This is a genomic window from Stygiolobus sp. RP850M (assembly GCF_037389295.1).
GTDB lineage: Archaea > Thermoproteota > Thermoprotei_A > Sulfolobales > Sulfolobaceae > Stygiolobus.
On sequence record NZ_JBBHKU010000072.1, the window covers coordinates 44457 to 62751 of the forward strand.

The window sequence follows — 18295 nt, forward strand, 5'->3', positions numbered from 1 at the left end:
CTTTTCATAGATTTAGAACTTGACCCTTATAAGTAGTTATTTTAATACCTTCTCCTTCTTCTACTTTTCCCAATTCTATTACTTTCTCTTTTCCTTCTAAAGTCCTTATTATCTCCTCTACATTTTCCTTAGATACGAATAGAACCATGCCGACTCCCATATTGAATACTTTATGCATCTCTTCATGTGAAACCCCACTATTTTCTATAACTTTAAACACTTCAGGTGGATCTGGAAGTCGGATAGAAATGCGGTAATTTGTTATCCTCCTAAGTTTAGTGAAGGAACCGCCAGTGATATGGGCAGCAGCTTTAATTTTGTCTAAGATAGACAAAACAGAGTTTGAGTAAATCTTTGTAGGTTTTAATAGCTCGTCAGCCCATTTTTCTAATCTAATTTTGCCTTCGTCTATAAGTTTTCTCACTAAGGAGTATCCGTTAGAATGAATTCCGTTACTTGCAAGACCCAAAATTACGTCACCAGGCTTGACATCCTGACCGGTCTTGAGTTTATCTGCAACTCCCACCACGGAGCAAGACAAATCATAGCCAGTTATAACCCCAGGCATAATAGCGGTCTCACCGCCAACAATAATAGCCTGTGACTCCTCAGCTCCATGTTTTAGGCCTCTCACGACCTTCTCCACTACATCGTCCATAGGTTTCTCTAACGCTAGATAATCAACCAAAGCGATTGGCTTAGCCCCTACACAAGCAATATCATTAACGTTCATTGCTACACAATCTACGCCAGTAGGCTCGATAATCCCTGTCTTTAAGGCTAACAGTGTCTTAGTACCTACTCCGTCAACATGCATTACGATATACTTATCTCCTAATTTAACAGCTCCAGCGTAATGGCCTATTTTTATTGGAAGGTTAGAAGAAGAGAGGTAAGAAGAAATAAAAGAGTGGTAACTTCGTAACTTGTTCAAATCCACACCAGATTTAGAATATTCGCTCACCAAAGACCACCGTTAGGAGACCAATCCGCAGATATTCCCAGCATACCGTTCTTTTCCCTCGATTTGTAAGTATACCTCACTATCTCAGCCTTCTCCACTTGAGCTTCTAAAGTGTTCCCTATGTCATGCCTATAAATCAGCTTCGTATCGGAACTAACCAGAGAGAAGCACTGATCTAATTTATTACTTGCATTGATAAAATCATCTATAACAACTATCTCTATCGCTCTTGAACCCTTGGTCACTAGGGACATCCCCTCTAAAGCTACAGAACCAAAGTAAACATTACAGCCCAATTCTCTCATCTTAGGTAGATCTAAGGAGATCTTGTGGCCCGAAGCCATTTTCTTGTCTAAAGGATAGCCTAAGGGAGCTACAGCCCTAACTATCGAAGGCTTCTCTTCAACCTCTAGCTTTGCTTTGCTCAAGTGCCTTGTAGCAGTTAACTCGAGGATCTCACCGAAATCAGATCTAATTCTAGGGATTATTGCTGAAGCCTCTGGGTCTCCTAGTCTCGAATAATACTCGATTATAGTTGGTCCCCACAGACCTGTCAACATCATCTGACCAGATAATACGCCTATATACTCCATTCCGGTTTCCTTCCTTATGGCTTCTGCAGTTAGCTTTACTATCTCTAAAGATTTCTCGTACTCTTCCTCGTTTATGAATGGTAATAAGCAACCAGGGCCTGATATAGAGCCCATTCCACCTGTCTCTGGACCTATACCGTCTTCGTATGCATTCTTATAATCCTGAGCTAGAGGCAGAGGCAAGTATGAATATCCATCGGTTAATACGTGGAGGGTGTACTCAGGTCCGTCAACTTTCTCCTCAATGATAAGTTTAACATCATCCTTAACTAAACCTGCTATGTTATTTACACCCTTACTCAAGGCATTTCTCTTTTCCTCGCTCAGATAAGCTTGAAGATCCGCAACGACCTTCACTCCCTTTCCCCCTACTTGCTCCGACGGTTTTATTGCTATCGAGCCTCCAAATTCTAAGATAAATTTAGACGCTTCAGCGAGGTTATTAAACGCCTTAAACCTAAGCCTACCGGGGATGTTGTATTTCCACATTAACTGCCTCATCCATACTTTAGACTTCTCTATCATAGCCCCCTCTTTATTAGGACCAACTACCGGGATTCCTTCCTCTCTAAAAGCGTTTGCAACACCTTCAAAGAGTGGATCTTCCGGACCTATAACTCCAAAGTCCGGATTAACCTCCTTTATAACTCTCTTAACATCCTCAACGGATAGAATATCCCCAGTATAATACTTACCGCCAGTCTTTGCTACAACTTCTTTTATACCTGGATTTACGTAACTGGACATTGCATACACTTTATAACCTCTGTTGGATTTGCCCAGTGAATCTGCTAACGCGTTCTCCCTAGCTCCGTCTCCTATCAGAAGTACTTTCATGCTCTCACACCTCCTTGGGATAAGACTTAGTCATACATCCTACACATAAGGATCTATGACCAATGACCTTATACAAGCCTTCTAAGCTTAGCCAGTAAATGGAGTCTGCTCCTATTACTTTTGATATTTCCTCATCTGGCAGATTAGCAGCAATCAAGTCTTTTTCTTCAGGAACTTCCATCCCATAAGGACAGTAAGAAATTAACTTAGGGCTACCAATCAGCACATGAACTTCTTTAGCTCCCAAAGATCTTAAGCTAAAGATGGTGTTCTTTAGGGTTCTTCCAGTCACCATTGAATCGTCAACAAGGATTACTCTCTTCCCCTTTACAGAAGCCTTTATTGGGTTAAGCTTTAGCTGAACTCCGATTACTTTAAGGAAGTCATCTGAGGCAAGCATAGTCCTTATAGGGCTACCAGTCCTCGTAAAGCCGAGAGTGAAAGGGATTCCAGTCTTTCTAGAATAACCAATCGCATAAGGAATTGCAGTGTCTGGAACTCCTATGACCACATCGGCATCTATCCTTTTTTCCTTGGCTAATTGTTCTCCTATTTTAACTCTAATGTCGTATATGTCTAACCCGAATACGTGGCTATCTATCCTGCTCTGGTATATTATATCAATCGAACAATACCTAGGTTTAGGATCTTTTATTCTAGAATATGATACATTATAAGTGTCTATGTAAACCATTTCGCCCGGCTGGATCTCTCTCTTGAACTCCCCTCCTATCACGGAAATTCCAGAGGTCTCTGAAGATAGTATTGCCAAATCGAAACCGAAACCCCCTATTTCCAAGGGTTTCACTCCGCTCTCGTCTCTGTAACCGATCATCCTGCCGTCCTTGGTAAGGAATATCATTGAAAAAACCCCTTTACTTGCTTGTAATCCTTTCTCCGGGTCTGTGTAAACGCTTTTAAGCAAACCCTCTACATCTCTCACAACGCCGTCTATGACAGCAACACCGTAATCAGTCACTAAGGGATATCCTTGTTTAGTCCCATTATAAGCTACCCCGGCCCACCCTTCTAGACCTTTAACTTCTAGATCCTCCGGAGCCACGTTACTAGTAATGGTTGAAAAGCCCTTGTCGTTAAGAGTCGATATACCGCTGTAGGAATAACCCCTATGCTGGAGCCCTATTGAACCGTAGTATAAGAACTTACTTATGTTCCATATCTTATCAAATGCATATATACCTAATATACCTCCCATTTTTTCACCTCTTAAATACGGATTCCAGTTGGGACATATCGTACGAGAATTTAAGGGGATATACCCCAGAAAAACACGCGTGACATAAGTCTTTCCTACCTATCGCACTTATCATCTCCTCAATAGTGAGGTACTCTACACTATCTGCACCTATTTCACTTGCTATTTCTTTTTCCGTCTTACCATAAGCTATTAGCTCACGTGATGTTGGAAAATCGATCCCCATATAGCAAGGATAACGTATTTTAGGGGAGCCAACTCTTACGTGAACCTCCCTTGCCCCGTTATCCCTCATCAATTTAACGATACGCTTCATCGTATTCCCTCTTACAATAGAGTCGTCGATCAGCACAATCCTTTTGCCTTGAATGACGTCCTTAACTACCCCAAACTTATCCTCAAGAACGCTTTCCCTCTTATCTTGTGTAGGCATTATGAAAGACCTCTTAGCGATCATACTCCTTACTAATGCCAACTCTAAAGGAATCTTAGACTTTCTTGAATACCCTAAGGCTATTGGGATAGAGGATTCCGGTACTGGGACAACTATGTCAGCATCCACGTAGTGTTTCTCGGCAAGAATCTCACCAAGCCTGACTCTTGCTGAGTAAACGGAAACTCCGTCAATCACAGAGTCAGATCTGGCGAAGTATATGTACTCAAAGGAGCAGAAAGACACCAAGCTAGAAGCTATGATTTCGCTTTCGATATTTCCGTTCTTATCCACATAAACCATCTCTCCTGGTTTAACATCTCTTATTATACTCCCTCCTAATTGTCTGATGGCAGAGTCCTCAGACGCAATCACATAATTTTCTCCTATCTTACCTATAACTAGAGGTCTAAAGCCCTTGGGGTCTCTGAAGCCTATTAACTCTCCGTCTGAGGTTAATATAACTATAGAGTATGCACCGTCGGCAATGTCTGCAAGTTTCCTTATCCCTGCCTTAATATCCTCACTCTCACTTAATACCTTAAGTATGAATTCCGTATCCGTATTAGTGCCAAACTTGTAATAATTAGGAATAGTGCCGTTAAATGCTAAGGATATCTTTCCGTTGCTGAGGGGTTGTGCCTCGTCTATCGTCCCCTTTCCGGTGGTAGAATACCTTACATGACCTATGGACAAGCTAGAGGATTTAAGAAATATGGGATCTATCGCGTCCTCAACTAAACCCATGCCTTTTAAGGTCTTAATGCCTCCGTCGATATAGGAAATACCGGCAGATTCCTGACCCCTATGTTGTAATAGCTTGAGCACTTCGTATACAATAAACGTAGCTTTATTATCCTTACTCCACACTCCAACTACTCCGCAATGCTCCTTAATCATTCTCGATCACCTTATAGAGATAATGATGATAATTTTCAACCTCCCGCGATAGATCTAAGGACTTTCCGTCTATCTTAAGTACATGTGATTCGGAATTGACTTTACCGATTATTGACGCTACGACCCCCTTCTTATTCCTGATGAACCATTCTGGGTCATCAGTTAACACCACGAATCTACCGCTGGATTCAGAGAAGAGTTTCACAAGCAAATTGTCTCCTGCATCAGTCTTTATCTGTCTGGTTTGAATCTCTAACCCGAAGTCCTTTATAAGGATAGGAAATAACGCTGTCACTAATCCTCCTCTACCCACATCTTTCGCGAACTTAACTTTACCCTCGTTTATCCCCTGGATGATCAACTCACTTGCTAATAGATCCTCGTTTAGCCTTACCTTAGGAACATCACCAAAACTACCATAAAGTTTAGTCAAGAAGGTACCGCGTAATTCGTTTCTCGTTAATCCCAGCATCACGACACTTAAACCATTCTCTACCGAGGGTCTAAGGAATTTGTTTTCAACTAGCCCAGCCATTACAACGAGCGGTGTAGGCTTTATCGGTTTACCCTCTTTGTTTTCATTGTGGAAAGAAACTTTACCGCCGATTACTGGTGTATTAAAGAACTTCGCAGCCTCTGCAATACCTCTTAAAGCTTCTACGAATGTGTAGTAAACCTCAGGCTTTCTGGGGTCACCGAATTGAAGGTGGTCTACAATCCCTATTCCTTTAGCTCCTACTGTGGCTAAGTTCCTATAAGTTTCTGCTACTATGTATTTACCGCACTCATAAGCGTCCTCTTCACATAAATCTGGATTCGCGTCTCCCTTCACAGCCAACAATTTCTGGTTCGGTAAGACTATTACTGACGCATCAGCTTCCCCCGGCTTTATTACTGTCGAGGTACCTACTTCGTAGTCGAACTGAGAGTAAGCCCATTCCTTACTTACGAAATCGGGATGAATCAGCATCTTTCTTATAGCTTCTTCAATGCTAATTTCTGGTCTCTCCTTAACTTGTTTTGTAGGTCTCTTTACATCCCACATGAAAAGGGGTGGGGAAAGAAGTAAATCAGAAGGCAACTTTACGACGTCTTTACCCTTATACCGAAATCTAACTATACTGTCTTCTGTAAAGTAGCCTATTTCCGCGCATGGATATTCATAATACTCAAACTCTTTACATACTTCCTTTACCTTTTCTTCCTTTACAGCAAACAGCATTCTTTCCTGAGTCTCCGAGATGAGAATTTCTTCAGGAGTTAAATCAGAAACTCTTAACGGGACTTTGTCGAGATCTACTACGGCACCGAGCCCGTTAGCCATTTCGGTGACCCCGACTACTAGTCCTCCACCTCCTAAATCCTTAATGGCATCAACCTTATCTGCTACAGCCAGAGTAACGTCTAGTACTATCTTGCCCGCAAAGGGGTCAGCAATTTGAACAGCACCTATCTCATTCTCTCCGCTTAGCTTCCTAGACGCAAAAGATGCTCCTCCTAAACCGTCCAGGCCAGTAAGACCGACTATAACAATCCTGAGCCCAGGTTGTTTTGCTATACTGGGAACTATTTTGTCCTTTCTTACGATACCTATACCTGCAACATCTACTAGAGGGTTATCATCGTAAGTTTCGTCAAAAGACAGTTCACCACCTACTACTGGAACGCCAATACTATTACCGTAAAATCCTATACCCTTAATAATGTTCTTCAGGAGCCATCTATTCCTGTCTTTATTTAGGTTACCGACTCTAATCATATCCAATAAGGCTATAGGAACAGCACCCTTACTTATAATGTCCCTAATAATGCCCCCTACTCCGGTAGCAGCACCATTAAAGGGGTCAATTGCTGAAGGGTGATTGTGACTCTCCAGTTTTAATACGATTGCCCAGCCATCACCTACGTCCAATGCTCCAGCATCTTGCCAGTCCTCTATTCCCATCACTACTCTTTCCCCAGTACTCGGAAAGCTCCTCAGATAAACCTTAGACGACTTGTAAGAGCAATGCTCAGACCATAATGCGTCTATTGTAGCCCATTCAGCCTCAGTAGGTTCCCTGCCCAACTTTTTCCTTACTAGTTCCATCTCGTAAGCTGAAAGACTCAACCTCACCATTTTCTCAACCCCCTAAACAATAGTAACCCGTCCGTAACACCGTCAGGGGAAGTCAACTTGAAAGAAGCCCTCTCAGGATGGGGCATCATCCCAATTACATTTCCTTCCTCATTAGCTACAGAGGCTATATTAAAAAGAGAACCGTTTGGATTGTACTTCTCGTCCACAGTACCGTCTTGACCTGCATAATAGAGTACTGCAAGTCTTTTAGCCCTTTCCGGATCGGTGTGATAGTACCTTCCCTCAGCATGGGCTATGGGCATTTTAATGATATCTTTCTCGAAACCTTTAGTCAGGACAGTGTCTTTCCTTCCTACCTTCAAATAAACCCATTTGCTAATGAACCTCAAATTCAGGTTAGGCAACAAAGCACCTTCAAGCAATCCGCTTTCTACTAAAATCTGGAAGCCGTTACAAATTCCTATGACGACTTTCCCCTCGTCAGCCATTTGCTTGACTTTTTTCATTGTCTCCGTGCTAGCCGCTATACTACCCGCCCTAAGATAATCACCGAAGCTAAACCCCCCTGGTAGAACTACAGCCTTATATTTATCGGGATCGAAATCCTTAAATTTCACTATTTCCGCATCAACTGAAGCCTCGAGAAGTGCTTTATAAACATCAACTTCACAAGTAGTCCCGGGGAATTTAATAATCGCCGTCTTCGTCCCTATTCACCCTTACAATTATCTTGTGGACTATAGGATTGTACAACCTACCTTCCTCTGCGATTCTCTTTACCGTCTTTTCAGCATCTTCTGGACTGGAAGATTCAACGTTAAAAAGAATGTATTTGCCAGCTCTAGTACTATTTACGTTTTTACTGATCTTTTCTACGACATATTTCTGTATCGTTTCTCCTTCTGGATCCCTTATCCCATCCTTATTAAGTATTATTAGCTCAACCTTGTAGATCACTCATTTCCACCTCTTCACGACGTTATTCTCTTGAAGAACTCCTCGTAACTCCTCTTTACGGTCTCCAGATCGGCTCCTTTCCTATATAGATCCTTATCGAGAATTCTTAGAGTATCTTTTTCCCTGATTCTCATAGAGTCTAACGTAATTTCGTCTCCTATAATGAGCTTGTGACCAAGCCTCCCGAATTCCAGTTTAAAGTCATAAAGTAGTAGCCCCTTTTCGAGAAATAACTTATACAGCACGTTATTTACTTGCTTCATTACTTCCTCTACTTGTTCAGCCTCCTTTCTCGTAAACAGCTTAAAGTATTCCATGTGAGAGTAGTTAAGTAAAGGATCGTGCCTTTCATCGTCTTTTAGGAAGAACTCCACTATCGGAGGGTTGAACTTTTCGCCCTCTTTTATAGGAAGCCTTTTCACAATACTTCCGGTGGCTATATTCCTCAAGACGACTTCTACTGGAACCATGCTTAACTTTTTCACTATCATAGTCCTTTCATCATACATTCCTACATAGTGGGTCTCTATCCCCTTAGACTCTAGAAGTCTGAAGAGGAAAGCTGATGTCTGAGCGTTCAATACCCCTTTTCCCGGCATTTCATCCTTTCTAGCTCCGTCTCCGGCCGTTATGGAGTCCTTGAAGTAAAGAAGGTAATGATCTTTATCGTAATCATATACTATTTTCGTTTTACCTTCTGCGACCTTTGTAAAGTCCATAATCGTGATTTACACACGCGGTATAAAAAACTATTGTAAATGAAGGAATAGTATTTACTTAACCAAGTAAAAGACAGTATTTTATTTTAAGCCTACAGCTAAATACTGGCCATGAGCGAGATAACTATCGACGATTTCACAAAGTTAGATTTAAGAGTAGGGATTGTAAAAAGCGCTGAGCACATAGAGGGGACAAAGCTCCTGAAACTCATGGTAGATTTGGGAACGGAAACTAGACAGATAATAAGCGGAATTGCAGAATTTTACAAACCAGAAGAATTAGTGGGGAAGAGAGTAATCTTAATTGCTAATTTGAAACCAAGAAAAATAAGGGGCTTTGAAAGTCAGGGAATGATCCTCGCTGCCGGATGTAAAGAAGATGAGGAGAAAGGAATAAAACCGAGAATTATAACAGTAGATGGGGAAGTACCCGCAGGAACAAAAGTATGTTGAACCCCTTCGAGAAAGTAAAAATACCTCCAGAAGTTGAGGACTTTATAAAGTCTTACCTAAACAAGATACCTTCTATTGGTGGGAATACTCCTAAAGATAGAGAATTAAGGAGAGTGAAATCGTTAGAGGATTCTTTATCGAGATACAGCGAATTTGTGAGCACGTTCCCAAAAGTAGATGAGCTCCACCCTTTCTATCAAGAAATGGTGAGAATAGTAGCTGGAGACGTCGATAAACTAAAGATGTGTTTAAGCGCAATAAACAGAGCAGTAATTCTGTCTAGAAAGATAACGAGACAGTATATGGGATTAATAAGGAAGAGCCAAGATGAAGAAGCAAATAAGCTTATGAGACAGTGTGTAGGAAGGATAAACTCGATTCTAAGGAAAAGAAGTGAATGTGTTAGCTGGACTATACAAGTGGCAAAATCATTGAGGAGATTCAAAGCAATAGATCCTTCATTACCTACAATTGTCATAGCTGGAGCCCCTAACGTGGGTAAGAGCACGTTAGTAGGGAAAATATCAAGTGCTAAACCGGAAGTCGCATCATATCCTTTTACAACTAAGGAAATACACGTAGGACATATAGACTTAGGGTTTTTTAAAGCCCAAGTTATAGATACACCAGGGATATTAGACAGACCTATGGCTAAAAGAAACAAGATCGAGTTACAAGCAATTAATGCGATCAAAAATCTGGATGGTATAATTCTTTTCATTTTCGATGTATCTAAAACCTCATTATACAGCGCGAAAGAACAGTTAGACTTGTACGAAGAGGTAAGAGAGTTAGGAAAGAGGGTAATACCCGTACTGAATAAGATCGATGATAAAGACGAAAAATTATACGAAGAGATAAAAACTAAAGTCAATCCTGAATTCGAGATTAGTGCTGAAAAAGGGGACGGCATAAATGAACTTTTAAATTATGTAATATCCTTAATGAAACGTGAGATCGGAAGTAAAGTACTGGATAAGTGAGATTTTTCAGTCCATTCAGGGAGAAGGAGAGGTAATTGGTACCCCCTCAAACTTTATCAGGCTTGCTGGTTGTCACTTAAGATGTATATGGTGTGATACGAAGTACTCTTGGTTTAAATATGAAGGTAAGGAGATGACACTGGATGACATTTTGTCTCAGCTAAACAGAAATTTACCGTTGACTACAATAACGGGGGGAGAACCGCTTCTCCAGAACATTATACCTCTTGTTACGGCGATTAAACTCCAGCTAAAGCAGAAAGTCTTGATTGAAACCAGCGGAACTATTAGACCACCGAAAAAACTTGTGGAACTCGTGGACATCTTCTCTGTATCACCTAAACTCAGTAACGCAGGTTACAAGTTTAACTATAATTTTATTGATGATAAATGGCCGACCTATTACAAATTCGTGATAGTCAACCCAGAAAAAGACCTCAAGGAAGTAGCTGAATTCGTCAGGAGGAATAACATAAACCCCGAAAAAGTCATCCTACAACCCGACGGTAGGGTGAATAATTATGAGGAATCCTTAAGGAGACTGGTCGATGCCGTAATGGAGTTCGGTCTCCCTTTTAGAGTTCTCCCTCAGCTCCATAGACTCATTAGATATAGATGACTCAACACTTTCCTTTAATTTCCTAAGTTTTTCCTTACCCTTACGTAATACCTCTAATGAAATGGATACTAACTCTTCCAGCTCTTTCTGGTCTAAAGAAGGTGAGAGGTAATGAACCATCTTTACTCCGGTTCTTAACTCGACCAGAAATCCTTTATTATTTGAGGTTAGAATACCACTGTGCTTGAACCCTGCACCTCTAGCTATCTTCAATAATTCCCACGCTTCTTCCTTATCTTTAGTATACACGTGTAGGATTGGACCTTGCACGATCAACCAGAGCCTTCTAACATAACCCTTAGATATTGTGTCTTTTAAATCTTCCAAACTAAAGGTAATATGATTCTTATAAACTACAGTGGAATCTTTTCTCTCCCACGGTAAATACGAGTCTATAATGGAAACCCTACCGCTACAGCTACTCTGTGTATATGCCTTTTGCCTTTTAAAGAACACCTCTAATACTTCGAATATGTCTGGATCTAGGTACCCAATCTCCTTATCTCTCAGAATTCTCTCCCATGCTTTCTTTTTATAATCTTCCCAGTTTTCCACGACACTTTTTACTCTTAATGACTTAAAAAGTATTAATGAATAGGGTAGTTGAAAAATTTCTAAGGGCTGAGGAATCCATCATTTTTCTTTCCACAGATGAAATCTCATTAAACGACCTATACGACGATATTCCTATAGGAGTCAGAGTAGTTGTTGTGAACAATAAGAACGGTAGAAAGAGAGTGATGGATTTAGGTTTACTAAGCTTCATCATGAAGAATTGTGAAAACGGAAAATATTTTGTTGAGAGATATTTAGACCTTACTAGATCTTTAGATGACATTCAAGAAGAGTTTAAAGTCTTTACGGAGCTGGAGTACCTTGCTCTTTGTCCCGATGATAAAATAAAGATGTTGGATAAGGACTTACAAAGCGTTTTGCAAAAGCTTAAAACCTATCTTACTAGGAGAATTAAGAAAAAGAATGAATTATGATGTAGTGGTAATCGGTGGAGGGATAGGAGGTTTAACTGCGGCGATAAGAAGTTCGGAATTAGGTAAAAAAGTCGCTATAATTGAAAAAGATGAACTCGGGGGAGAGTGTTTAAACAGAGCTTGTATTCCGTCGAAGACCCTAATAGATGCCGTAAAGCTGGTTAGCAAAACTACAAAATCAAACTGGATCTCGGGAAAGGTAGAGATAGATTACGATAGACTTGGAGTATTCAAAAACGAAATAATAAAGAACGTCAAGAATTCTTTCACTTCAGTCCTCAAGAAGTATAACATTGACGTCATAAAAGGACAAGCCAGTGTAAAAAGGGAAGGGGAAGTAGAGGTTAACGGAAAAGTGATAACCACAGATATGATGGTAATCGCGACGGGTTCAGAGCCTCTTTCTTTAGCAGACTTTCCACTAAACGGGAGGAATGTAGTAGATCCATGGACTGCAATGAACTTACCATCCTTACCTAATGATATAATTATAGTAGGTGGAGGAGTTGCTGGCGTGGAGTTAGCTACCTTGTTCAGGGCTATGAATAAGAACGTTACAATTATAGAGTTAATGCCAAGACTATTGCCCGTTCCGGGAATAGATATTGAAGTTGCAAATGAAGTAAAGAAAAGATTGGAAGAAAAAGGTGTTAAGATCTATCTTAACACCAAGTCAAAGATAGTAAAGAGTGATGATAAAGTTGTATTTACTGCACAAACGCCTTCATCTACAGAAGAAGTCAAGGGAGATTTAGCTGTTATTACTATAGGGAGGAAACCAGTAACTAACGGCATTGATCTGAAGGCTATAAAAGTAGACAGTGACCAAAGAGGCTACATTAAGGTAGACAATAAGGCGAGGACTAGTAATCCAAAAGTTTACGCTGTAGGTGATGTAGCTGGAGTACCCCTCTCCGCAACAAAGGCATGGAGACAAGGAATTATCGCTGGAGATAATATAGGTGGTAAAAATACAGAAATGCCCAAATATATTCCGTCTTCAATTTTCGCAGATCTCGAAATAGGAGTAGTTGGACAAACTGCTGAAGAGCTGAAGAAGGCTGGAATAGATGCTCGAGAGATAAAAGTCCTTATGAGGGAGATACCGAGAGCGTGGACACTTAATGAACCTGAGGGATTCCTGAAAGTTTACGTGGACTCTGAAGGAAAGATTCTGGGTGCTAATATGGTAGGTGAGGGGGCAACGGAAGTTATAAATACATTGGCTTTAGCTATGGAGTTATCCCTGAAGTTAAGTGATCTTTATAAAGTACAGTTCTCTCATCCTACTATTTCAGAAGTGATAACCGAGATCTCTCAACGCGGAATTTACGGAGAGATTTATTAATACTATAAACCCTTTTCTAAACCATAGTGAGTGATAAAGAGATCAGGCAAGTCAAAAAGCTTTTCAAATTTCTCTTTTTGTCCTCCAGAGGGGGAAATACTAGACTTAAAATTGTGAAATTACTTGAGAGCTCTCCAATGAATGCCAACCAGATAGCTAAGCAACTCTCTATAGATTATAAAACCGTAACCCATCATCTCGAGGTCTTAATGGATAATCAAATAGTATATAGGGAAGGAGACGGTTATGGGGCATTATATAAGCTTACTTCTTTCTACCGCATGTATGTAAACGTTTTGAATGAGCTTCTTAAGGAGACTAAATCCTCTTAAATGTTTGGGCTCAAATGTGGTATTTGTGAGAAGGAAAAAGACATTATCAGAGTTACTTGCAGACGTTAAAATCGCAATTAATAAGATCGATTTCTGGGTAAGTAGAATCGATAGTAGAGTTAAAAATTTGGAAAGGCTATCCCTATCTAATGTGGGTAGGTTCCCCTATCTAAGTAGGGAATATATAAAAGAGGCAGATATAAACAAGAATATAATATCTAGGCTTATCCAGTTGAAAATCATTTTGGAAATCCTTGAGATTAGACTGGAGACTGTGTTAATTCTCGGAGAGGTTCGTGGTTATCTAGCTCCAGTAGTAGAAGCCGTAAAGGTACTTAAGAAGGAAATAGGTTCTTCAGTTGAATTTTCTCCCATAATAGACGAGATTTTAGATTCATTAATACCGATTGAAACTACTGAAACCCCCTTTATACAGAATATAACGGAAGAAGCAAACAAAATACTCTCTGAGTCGGAAAGTATTGCTAAACAAGAGGTAAATAAAAAATATAAAGTCTCCGAGGCAAGTATATAGTGAAAATAGACTATGATAAAGCCTATAGTGAGAAAAATACAATTAACTGGCGGTTCCACATATATAATATCCCTACCAAAAAATTGGGTGAAGGAACATTCCTTAAAACCTGGTGATGAGATAGAGATAAGGCAGGACAAACAACTACGATTAATACTTACCCCAAAAAACAGAGAGGGAGACGAGAAAAGAGAGAAAACTATAGGTCTCAACTGTAATAAACCTGATATCTCCTTTGTTATAAGAGAGATAATTGCATATTATATGGCAGGATATTCATTAGTTACAGTATCGTGTAACAGATTTACTGCAGACGATAGAGAGATGATAAAGGACGTAGTAAGAAAAAGGCTTCTTGGGGCTGAAGTTATTGACGAGAATGCTAGTAGTTTAATGATTCAATTTCTAGTTAATGAAAAGGATCTGTCTTTGACTAAGTCCATTAGTAGAGCATTCAACATCTCCTATAATATGTTGAGGGACTCAATGGATGCCTTGTGGGAAGGGGATGAGAAGCTCAGTAAAGAAATCTCTGATAGAGATGATGACGTAGATAGGTTTTACTTTTACACTGTAAGACAACTTTCCTTGTCGGTTGAATACTCAGATATTCTCGAGAACGAAGGATATAACTTGACTCAGATAATAAATATATTCTCAGTTGTGAAATCTATAGAGAGGATTTCCGATCACACAGTAAGGATATTACAACAACTTCAGACCTTGGAGAGACTTGAGGACAAAAGAGTATATGATCACGGTAAAACTACTGCAGACTTCTATAAGACTTCAGTAAACGCATTCTTCAACAAAGACGGGAATATAGCCCACGACGTAATTAAGAAAGAGTATGACTTGTTGAATTCTAATGCTCTTATAACCCAATCTATTCTCTCCTCTCAACTTGATCCCAAGAAAACAGGGTCTCTACTGATAATCATGGACTCCCTTAGAAGGGCTATAAGATATTCCATCGATATAGCGGAAGCAACAATAGATCTCCTTGCTAAACAATCCGAACCATTCGAAGAGCTAACTGATTAAACCTTGAGTTTTTATAACCGTTTAGAACTTCCTGCAGTGTTTTACTCTTTTTAGTTATCCTTGCCAGTTTCTCCAGCTCGTTCTTATCCTCTAACGTGTAAGCACCTTTTCTGAAAATCAGTAACAAACATTCGTCCGTGATTACTCCCACCGCTAGGTAATTCTTTATAAATAGGTGAGAAGCTGTTTCGAGATCCTTGTAGGAGAAAACACAGACGTTAGGATGAGTATGAGTAGAGGCAATAGCTGAGGGATGGGGAATCACTACTCTATCCTCTTCTCCCTCTAACACGAGATAATTGCCGTCCTCGAGAAGTATATTAATAAACTCTATTTCTGTCTCTCTCGTCTTTGAGGCGTAAGTACTCATTACTTTACTGATAAACTCTATGTAGATTTTAGCAAATTCCTCATATAAAGCAAAGTAACTGACTTTCCCTTTACCAATTTCGGTTCCTTCAACACCCCCTTGTGTGTATAATTTCTGAAAGTCCGTTGTAGGCTCTTCCCCCGTATCTTCATGTATTTCTTCGGCTTTGTAAATCAACTTTGCGATTTTTGCAAGTTTTAAACTTAAGTCATTATTTTCTATTTTCTGAAACTTCCTTGCACTCATTAACCCTTACCTCTTGCTTAGCAACTAATTCACGGGTAGTTTTAACAGGGTCAGTCGAGGAATATATACTCCTACCTACGATTTCATAATCGGCACCATTACATAACGCGTCTCCAAACAAAGCTCCTTGAACTCCCACACCTGGTGATATAATCAATTTTTCAGGGAAGTCATTCCTGACTACCTTAATCATTTCTGGTTTAGTAGCTCCGACCACAAATCCCTTAGGATTGACGTGTCTAGCAATATCCTTCAAATACGGGTAGAAAGAATCGTTCCAACCTTTATGAGACATAGAAAGAACCAAATATAGTCCCTTACCTTCCTTTGATAAAAAGGATGAGAGAGTGTCAAGAGCTCCTTCGAACCCTATAAAGGAATGAGAGATAAAGGAATCTGAAAAACTAGTCAGCCTACTGACTATCCCAACCATAGTAGAGTCAATATCGGCAAGTTTTAAATCAAAGATCACTTCTTCCCAACCCAACTTATAAACTTCCTTTAGGTACTCCAACCCTCCATCAAGCAAAGTAATATAGCTAAATTTCACCTTGGGAATATAGTCCCTGATACCTTTAAGTGTCTTAATTGGTAGGACTTTATCCAAGGCTAGTATAGTTTTACTCAATGTTATTCACCAAATACTCCTTTATAGCTTTCTTATCGGTGTCGTTTATTAAGTCCGAGGAAAGAAGGTAGTTTAAGATATCGCTTATTTTATAGACTGAGATTAAATTTACATCTATATTTTTTAGCTTTTTAGAAGCACCTTCTTGCCTATCTACTATAGCGAGTGAATAATTAACTAATCCGCCGTTCTTCCTCACCTCATCAACGGCCCTTAATATAGACCCCCCAGTAGTTACCACGTCATCAACTATGATAACTTTTTTTCCTTGTACTTCCGCCTCAACCAAACGATCTGTACCGTATCCCTTTTTCTCACTCCTTATATAACCTAAAGGTTTCTGAAGCTTGCATGCTAGAAATGATGCGAATGGAATCCCTCCAGTAGCTATTCCTATTATGATGTCGAAGTCCAGACCTTTTATTATCTCAGTAGCTTTATTCACTACTTCGTTAAATATCTCTGGATAATTAGGTAGTCTCCTGAGGTCTAAATAATATGGACTGACTTTACCAGAGGTGAGTATAAAATTACCTGTTAATAATAATCTTTTTTCAAGAATACTTTTAGCGAATTCCATCCCTTATCGGCTTTATACTTAATCGTAAAAGACTTTAAATAATCTTCCAACAAAGCTAAAACAAGGGCTTTTGTGAAAAGTATAATCTCTTCATATGACTTAACAAGAGAAGATGTAGAAGAGATCTTCAAGTTAGCTTCTAAGTTCGTGAAGGAACAAAAAGGTGATTCATTAAGAGGAAAAACCGTAGCTCTAGCCTTCTTCGAGCCTAGTACAAGGACTTACTTGAGCTTTAATAAGGCGGTTATAAACTTGGGAGGAAATGTAATCGGTTTCTCTGGAGCTGAAGGAACTTCAGTAACTAAGGGAGAAAACTTAGCAGATACAATCAGGATGTTAGATAATTACTCTGACGCAATAGTAATACGACACAAATTTGATGGTGCAGCGAAGCTTGCATCTGAGGTTACGGATAAACCGGTAATTAATGCAGGAGACGGTAAACATGAACACCCTACACAAACTCTAATAGACCTTTTCACCGTGTTTAACCACTTCGGAACAACCGATGGTCTAATTTACGGACTACTTGGCGACCTTAAATACGCTAGAACAGTAAATAGCTTCCTAAGAATGCTAACAAGATTTAAGCCAAAGAGCGTGTATTTAATCTCCCCTCCACAACTTAGACCGAGAAATGAATTCTTAGAAGAGTTGAATTATCCCTACAAAATTACCTCAAACGTCTACGATGTCATTGAGGATATAGACGTGCTCTACATTACGAGAATACAAAAAGAGAGGTTCTTAGATGAACTTGAATACGAGAGGATCAAGGAGAGCTATATAGTAGACTTAAATTTAGTAAGTAAAATGAAGAAAAATAGTATCATTCTTCACCCATTGCCGAGAGTTAATGAGATCGACAGAAAAGTTGACAAGACAGCACATGCAAAGTATTTTGAACAAGCTTCCTACGGAGTGCCCGTCAGAATGGCTTTACTCGAAAAAATTTTAGGTGAGTAAAATGGAAGTACCTACAAAAAAAGAACTATTAGTAAGTAAAATTAAGAACGGAACAGTTATAGATCACATACCTGCTGGAAGAGCACTCGCAGTATTGAAAGTACTAAAGATAACGGGCTCGGAAGGATTAAGAGTAGCTGTTGTACTTAACGTAGAAAGTAAAAGAATAGGAAAGAAGGATATAGTCAAGATCGAAGACAAGGAAGTAAGTGAAAACGAGGCCAACTTAATTACACTAATAGCTCCTACTGCCACGATTAACATCATAAGGGATTATGAGGTCGTTGAGAAAAAGCAGTTAAAAGTGCCTGAGGTGGTAAAGGGAATTCTGAGGTGTCCTAACCCTCACTGTATAACCAATAACGATATAGAGGCAACATCTGTTTTCAGGACTGTTAAAGTAAAACCGTTGAAAATGAGATGCGAGTATTGCGAGACAGAAATAGATGAAAACGACGTAATTAGACAGATACTGGGCAACCCTCAAACAAAACCGGTGTAAC

The 18295-nt window shown here is 39.7% G+C and carries 22 protein-coding genes; 10 read left to right on the top strand and 12 right to left on the bottom strand.

What is annotated here, in order from left to right:
- Positions 1-4: 4 nt before the first annotated feature.
- Genes purM through purC form a run of 8 tightly spaced genes read right to left on the bottom strand, consistent with a single transcriptional unit; the run spans position 5 to position 8699 of the window.
- A complete protein-coding gene (gene purM / locus WIW52_RS10205) occupies positions 5-967 on the bottom strand; it encodes a phosphoribosylformylglycinamidine cyclo-ligase (RefSeq protein ID WP_337710292.1) in 963 nt (320 codons plus the stop codon).
- Positions 961-2394 carry a phosphoribosylamine--glycine ligase gene (purD, locus tag WIW52_RS10210; RefSeq protein ID WP_337710293.1) on the bottom strand — a complete coding sequence of 478 codons (1434 nt, stop codon included), beginning with the start codon at positions 2392-2394 and terminating at the stop codon, positions 961-963. The genes purM and purD overlap by 7 nt, the downstream gene beginning before the upstream one ends.
- Before the next feature lie 4 nt (positions 2395-2398).
- Positions 2399-3610 carry an amidophosphoribosyltransferase gene (locus WIW52_RS10215; protein ID WP_337710295.1) on the bottom strand — a complete coding sequence of 404 codons (1212 nt, stop codon included), beginning with the start codon at positions 3608-3610 and terminating at the stop codon, positions 2399-2401.
- 4 nt (positions 3611-3614) lie between these two features.
- Positions 3615-4943 carry an amidophosphoribosyltransferase gene (purF, locus tag WIW52_RS10220; RefSeq protein ID WP_337710296.1) on the bottom strand — a complete coding sequence of 443 codons (1329 nt, stop codon included), beginning with the start codon at positions 4941-4943 and terminating at the stop codon, positions 3615-3617.
- Complete coding sequence (gene purL / locus WIW52_RS10225; protein ID WP_337710426.1) at positions 4936-7059, bottom strand: phosphoribosylformylglycinamidine synthase subunit PurL; 2124 nt, start codon at positions 7057-7059, stop codon at positions 4936-4938. Before purL ends, purF begins: the two co-directional genes overlap by 8 nt.
- Entirely contained in the window at positions 7056-7736 is a 681-nt protein-coding gene (gene purQ, locus WIW52_RS10230) for a phosphoribosylformylglycinamidine synthase I (protein WP_337710427.1), read from the bottom strand. The genes purL and purQ overlap by 4 nt, the downstream gene beginning before the upstream one ends.
- The gene (purS, locus tag WIW52_RS10235) at positions 7711-7980 is read right to left on the bottom strand and encodes a phosphoribosylformylglycinamidine synthase subunit PurS (RefSeq protein ID WP_337701552.1); all 270 of its coding nucleotides are present in this window, start codon (positions 7978-7980) and stop codon (positions 7711-7713) included. The genes purQ and purS overlap by 26 nt, the downstream gene beginning before the upstream one ends.
- A gap of 14 nt (positions 7981-7994) precedes the next feature.
- Positions 7995-8699, bottom strand: coding sequence for a phosphoribosylaminoimidazolesuccinocarboxamide synthase (gene purC / locus WIW52_RS10240; RefSeq protein WP_337710298.1), 705 nt, complete (start codon positions 8697-8699; stop codon positions 7995-7997).
- A 111-nt stretch (positions 8700-8810) separates the two neighbouring features.
- On the opposite strand from purC, the gene metG reads away from it, so the two are divergent.
- From metG to WIW52_RS10255, 3 genes are read left to right on the top strand one after another with little or no spacing between them, the layout of a single operon-like run.
- Complete coding sequence (gene metG / locus WIW52_RS10245; RefSeq protein ID WP_337710299.1) at positions 8811-9152, top strand: methionine--tRNA ligase subunit beta; 342 nt, start codon at positions 8811-8813, stop codon at positions 9150-9152.
- Positions 9146-10135, top strand: coding sequence for an NOG1 family protein (locus tag WIW52_RS10250; RefSeq protein ID WP_337710300.1), 990 nt, complete (start codon positions 9146-9148; stop codon positions 10133-10135). Before metG ends, WIW52_RS10250 begins: the two co-directional genes overlap by 7 nt.
- Entirely contained in the window at positions 10104-10754 is a 651-nt protein-coding gene (locus WIW52_RS10255; protein ID WP_337710302.1) for a 7-carboxy-7-deazaguanine synthase QueE, read from the top strand. The genes WIW52_RS10250 and WIW52_RS10255 overlap by 32 nt, the downstream gene beginning before the upstream one ends.
- On the opposite strand, the gene WIW52_RS10260 is transcribed toward WIW52_RS10255, so the two are convergent.
- Positions 10668-11309, bottom strand: a complete 642-nt coding sequence (locus tag WIW52_RS10260; protein WP_337710304.1) for a tRNA(Phe) 7-((3-amino-3-carboxypropyl)-4-demethylwyosine(37)-N(4))-methyltransferase — start codon at positions 11307-11309, stop codon at positions 10668-10670. The two genes, WIW52_RS10255 and WIW52_RS10260, sit on opposite strands and share 87 nt — an antisense overlap.
- 35 nt (positions 11310-11344) lie before the next feature.
- Between WIW52_RS10260 and WIW52_RS10265 the strand changes: the two genes are divergently transcribed.
- The 5 genes from WIW52_RS10265 to WIW52_RS10285 are packed head-to-tail and all read left to right on the top strand — an operon-like array spanning position 11345 to position 15002.
- Positions 11345-11743, top strand: coding sequence for a hypothetical protein (locus WIW52_RS10265; RefSeq protein ID WP_337710306.1), 399 nt, complete (start codon positions 11345-11347; stop codon positions 11741-11743).
- Positions 11733-13091, top strand: a complete 1359-nt coding sequence (locus WIW52_RS10270; RefSeq protein WP_337710308.1) for a dihydrolipoyl dehydrogenase family protein — start codon at positions 11733-11735, stop codon at positions 13089-13091. Before WIW52_RS10265 ends, WIW52_RS10270 begins: the two co-directional genes overlap by 11 nt.
- A gap of 26 nt (positions 13092-13117) precedes the next feature.
- Positions 13118-13423, top strand: a complete 306-nt coding sequence (locus WIW52_RS10275; protein ID WP_337710309.1) for a winged helix-turn-helix domain-containing protein — start codon at positions 13118-13120, stop codon at positions 13421-13423.
- 25 nt (positions 13424-13448) lie between these two features.
- Entirely contained in the window at positions 13449-13958 is a 510-nt protein-coding gene (gene cdvB3 / locus WIW52_RS10280; RefSeq protein WP_337710310.1) for a cell division protein CdvB3, read from the top strand.
- A gap of 12 nt (positions 13959-13970) precedes the next feature.
- A complete protein-coding gene (locus WIW52_RS10285; protein WP_337710311.1) occupies positions 13971-15002 on the top strand; it encodes a phosphate uptake regulator PhoU in 1032 nt (343 codons plus the stop codon).
- Here the strand turns inward: WIW52_RS10285 and WIW52_RS10290 are convergent.
- The 3 genes from WIW52_RS10290 to pyrE are packed head-to-tail and all read right to left on the bottom strand — an operon-like array spanning position 14965 to position 16826.
- Positions 14965-15618 carry a hypothetical protein gene (locus WIW52_RS10290; protein WP_337710312.1) on the bottom strand — a complete coding sequence of 218 codons (654 nt, stop codon included), beginning with the start codon at positions 15616-15618 and terminating at the stop codon, positions 14965-14967. The two genes, WIW52_RS10285 and WIW52_RS10290, sit on opposite strands and share 38 nt — an antisense overlap.
- Positions 15584-16246, bottom strand: coding sequence for an orotidine 5'-phosphate decarboxylase (locus tag WIW52_RS10295; RefSeq protein WP_337710313.1), 663 nt, complete (start codon positions 16244-16246; stop codon positions 15584-15586). Before WIW52_RS10295 ends, WIW52_RS10290 begins: the two co-directional genes overlap by 35 nt.
- On the bottom strand, positions 16239-16826 hold the full coding sequence (pyrE, locus tag WIW52_RS10300) for an orotate phosphoribosyltransferase (RefSeq protein WP_337710314.1): 588 nt from the start codon (positions 16824-16826) through the stop codon (positions 16239-16241). Before pyrE ends, WIW52_RS10295 begins: the two co-directional genes overlap by 8 nt.
- Positions 16827-16898: 72 nt before the next feature.
- On the opposite strand from pyrE, the gene pyrB reads away from it, so the two are divergent.
- Both pyrB and pyrI read left to right on the top strand, forming a co-directional pair.
- Positions 16899-17792, top strand: coding sequence for an aspartate carbamoyltransferase (gene pyrB, locus WIW52_RS10305; RefSeq protein WP_337710316.1), 894 nt, complete (start codon positions 16899-16901; stop codon positions 17790-17792).
- Position 17793: 1 nt separating this feature from the next.
- On the top strand, positions 17794-18294 hold the full coding sequence (gene pyrI, locus WIW52_RS10310) for an aspartate carbamoyltransferase regulatory subunit (RefSeq protein ID WP_337710317.1): 501 nt from the start codon (positions 17794-17796) through the stop codon (positions 18292-18294).
- Position 18295: the final 1 nt, after the last annotated feature.

What these genes read in the sequence shown, in the direction of transcription:
- purD (WP_337710293.1), bottom strand. Translation starts at nt 2,394, where the DNA reads ATGAAAGTACTTCTGATAGGAGACGGAGCTAGGGAGAACGCGTTAGCA.
- WIW52_RS10270 (WP_337710308.1), top strand. Translation starts at nt 11,733, where the DNA reads ATGAATTATGATGTAGTGGTAATCGGTGGAGGGATAGGAGGTTTAACT.
- WIW52_RS10250 (WP_337710300.1), top strand. Translation starts at nt 9,146, where the DNA reads ATGTTGAACCCCTTCGAGAAAGTAAAAATACCTCCAGAAGTTGAGGAC.
- pyrE (WP_337710314.1), bottom strand. Translation starts at nt 16,826, where the DNA reads ATGGAATTCGCTAAAAGTATTCTTGAAAAAAGATTATTATTAACAGGT.
- WIW52_RS10290 (WP_337710312.1), bottom strand. Translation starts at nt 15,618, where the DNA reads ATGAGTGCAAGGAAGTTTCAGAAAATAGAAAATAATGACTTAAGTTTA.
- purC (WP_337710298.1), bottom strand. Translation starts at nt 8,699, where the DNA reads ATGGACTTTACAAAGGTCGCAGAAGGTAAAACGAAAATAGTATATGAT.
- purF (WP_337710296.1), bottom strand. Translation starts at nt 4,943, where the DNA reads ATGATTAAGGAGCATTGCGGAGTAGTTGGAGTGTGGAGTAAGGATAAT.
- metG (WP_337710299.1), top strand. Translation starts at nt 8,811, where the DNA reads ATGAGCGAGATAACTATCGACGATTTCACAAAGTTAGATTTAAGAGTA.
- pyrI (WP_337710317.1), top strand. Translation starts at nt 17,794, where the DNA reads ATGGAAGTACCTACAAAAAAAGAACTATTAGTAAGTAAAATTAAGAAC.
- WIW52_RS10265 (WP_337710306.1), top strand. Translation starts at nt 11,345, where the DNA reads ATGAATAGGGTAGTTGAAAAATTTCTAAGGGCTGAGGAATCCATCATT.
- WIW52_RS10215 (WP_337710295.1), bottom strand. Translation starts at nt 3,610, where the DNA reads ATGGGAGGTATATTAGGTATATATGCATTTGATAAGATATGGAACATA.
- WIW52_RS10285 (WP_337710311.1), top strand. Translation starts at nt 13,971, where the DNA reads ATGATAAAGCCTATAGTGAGAAAAATACAATTAACTGGCGGTTCCACA.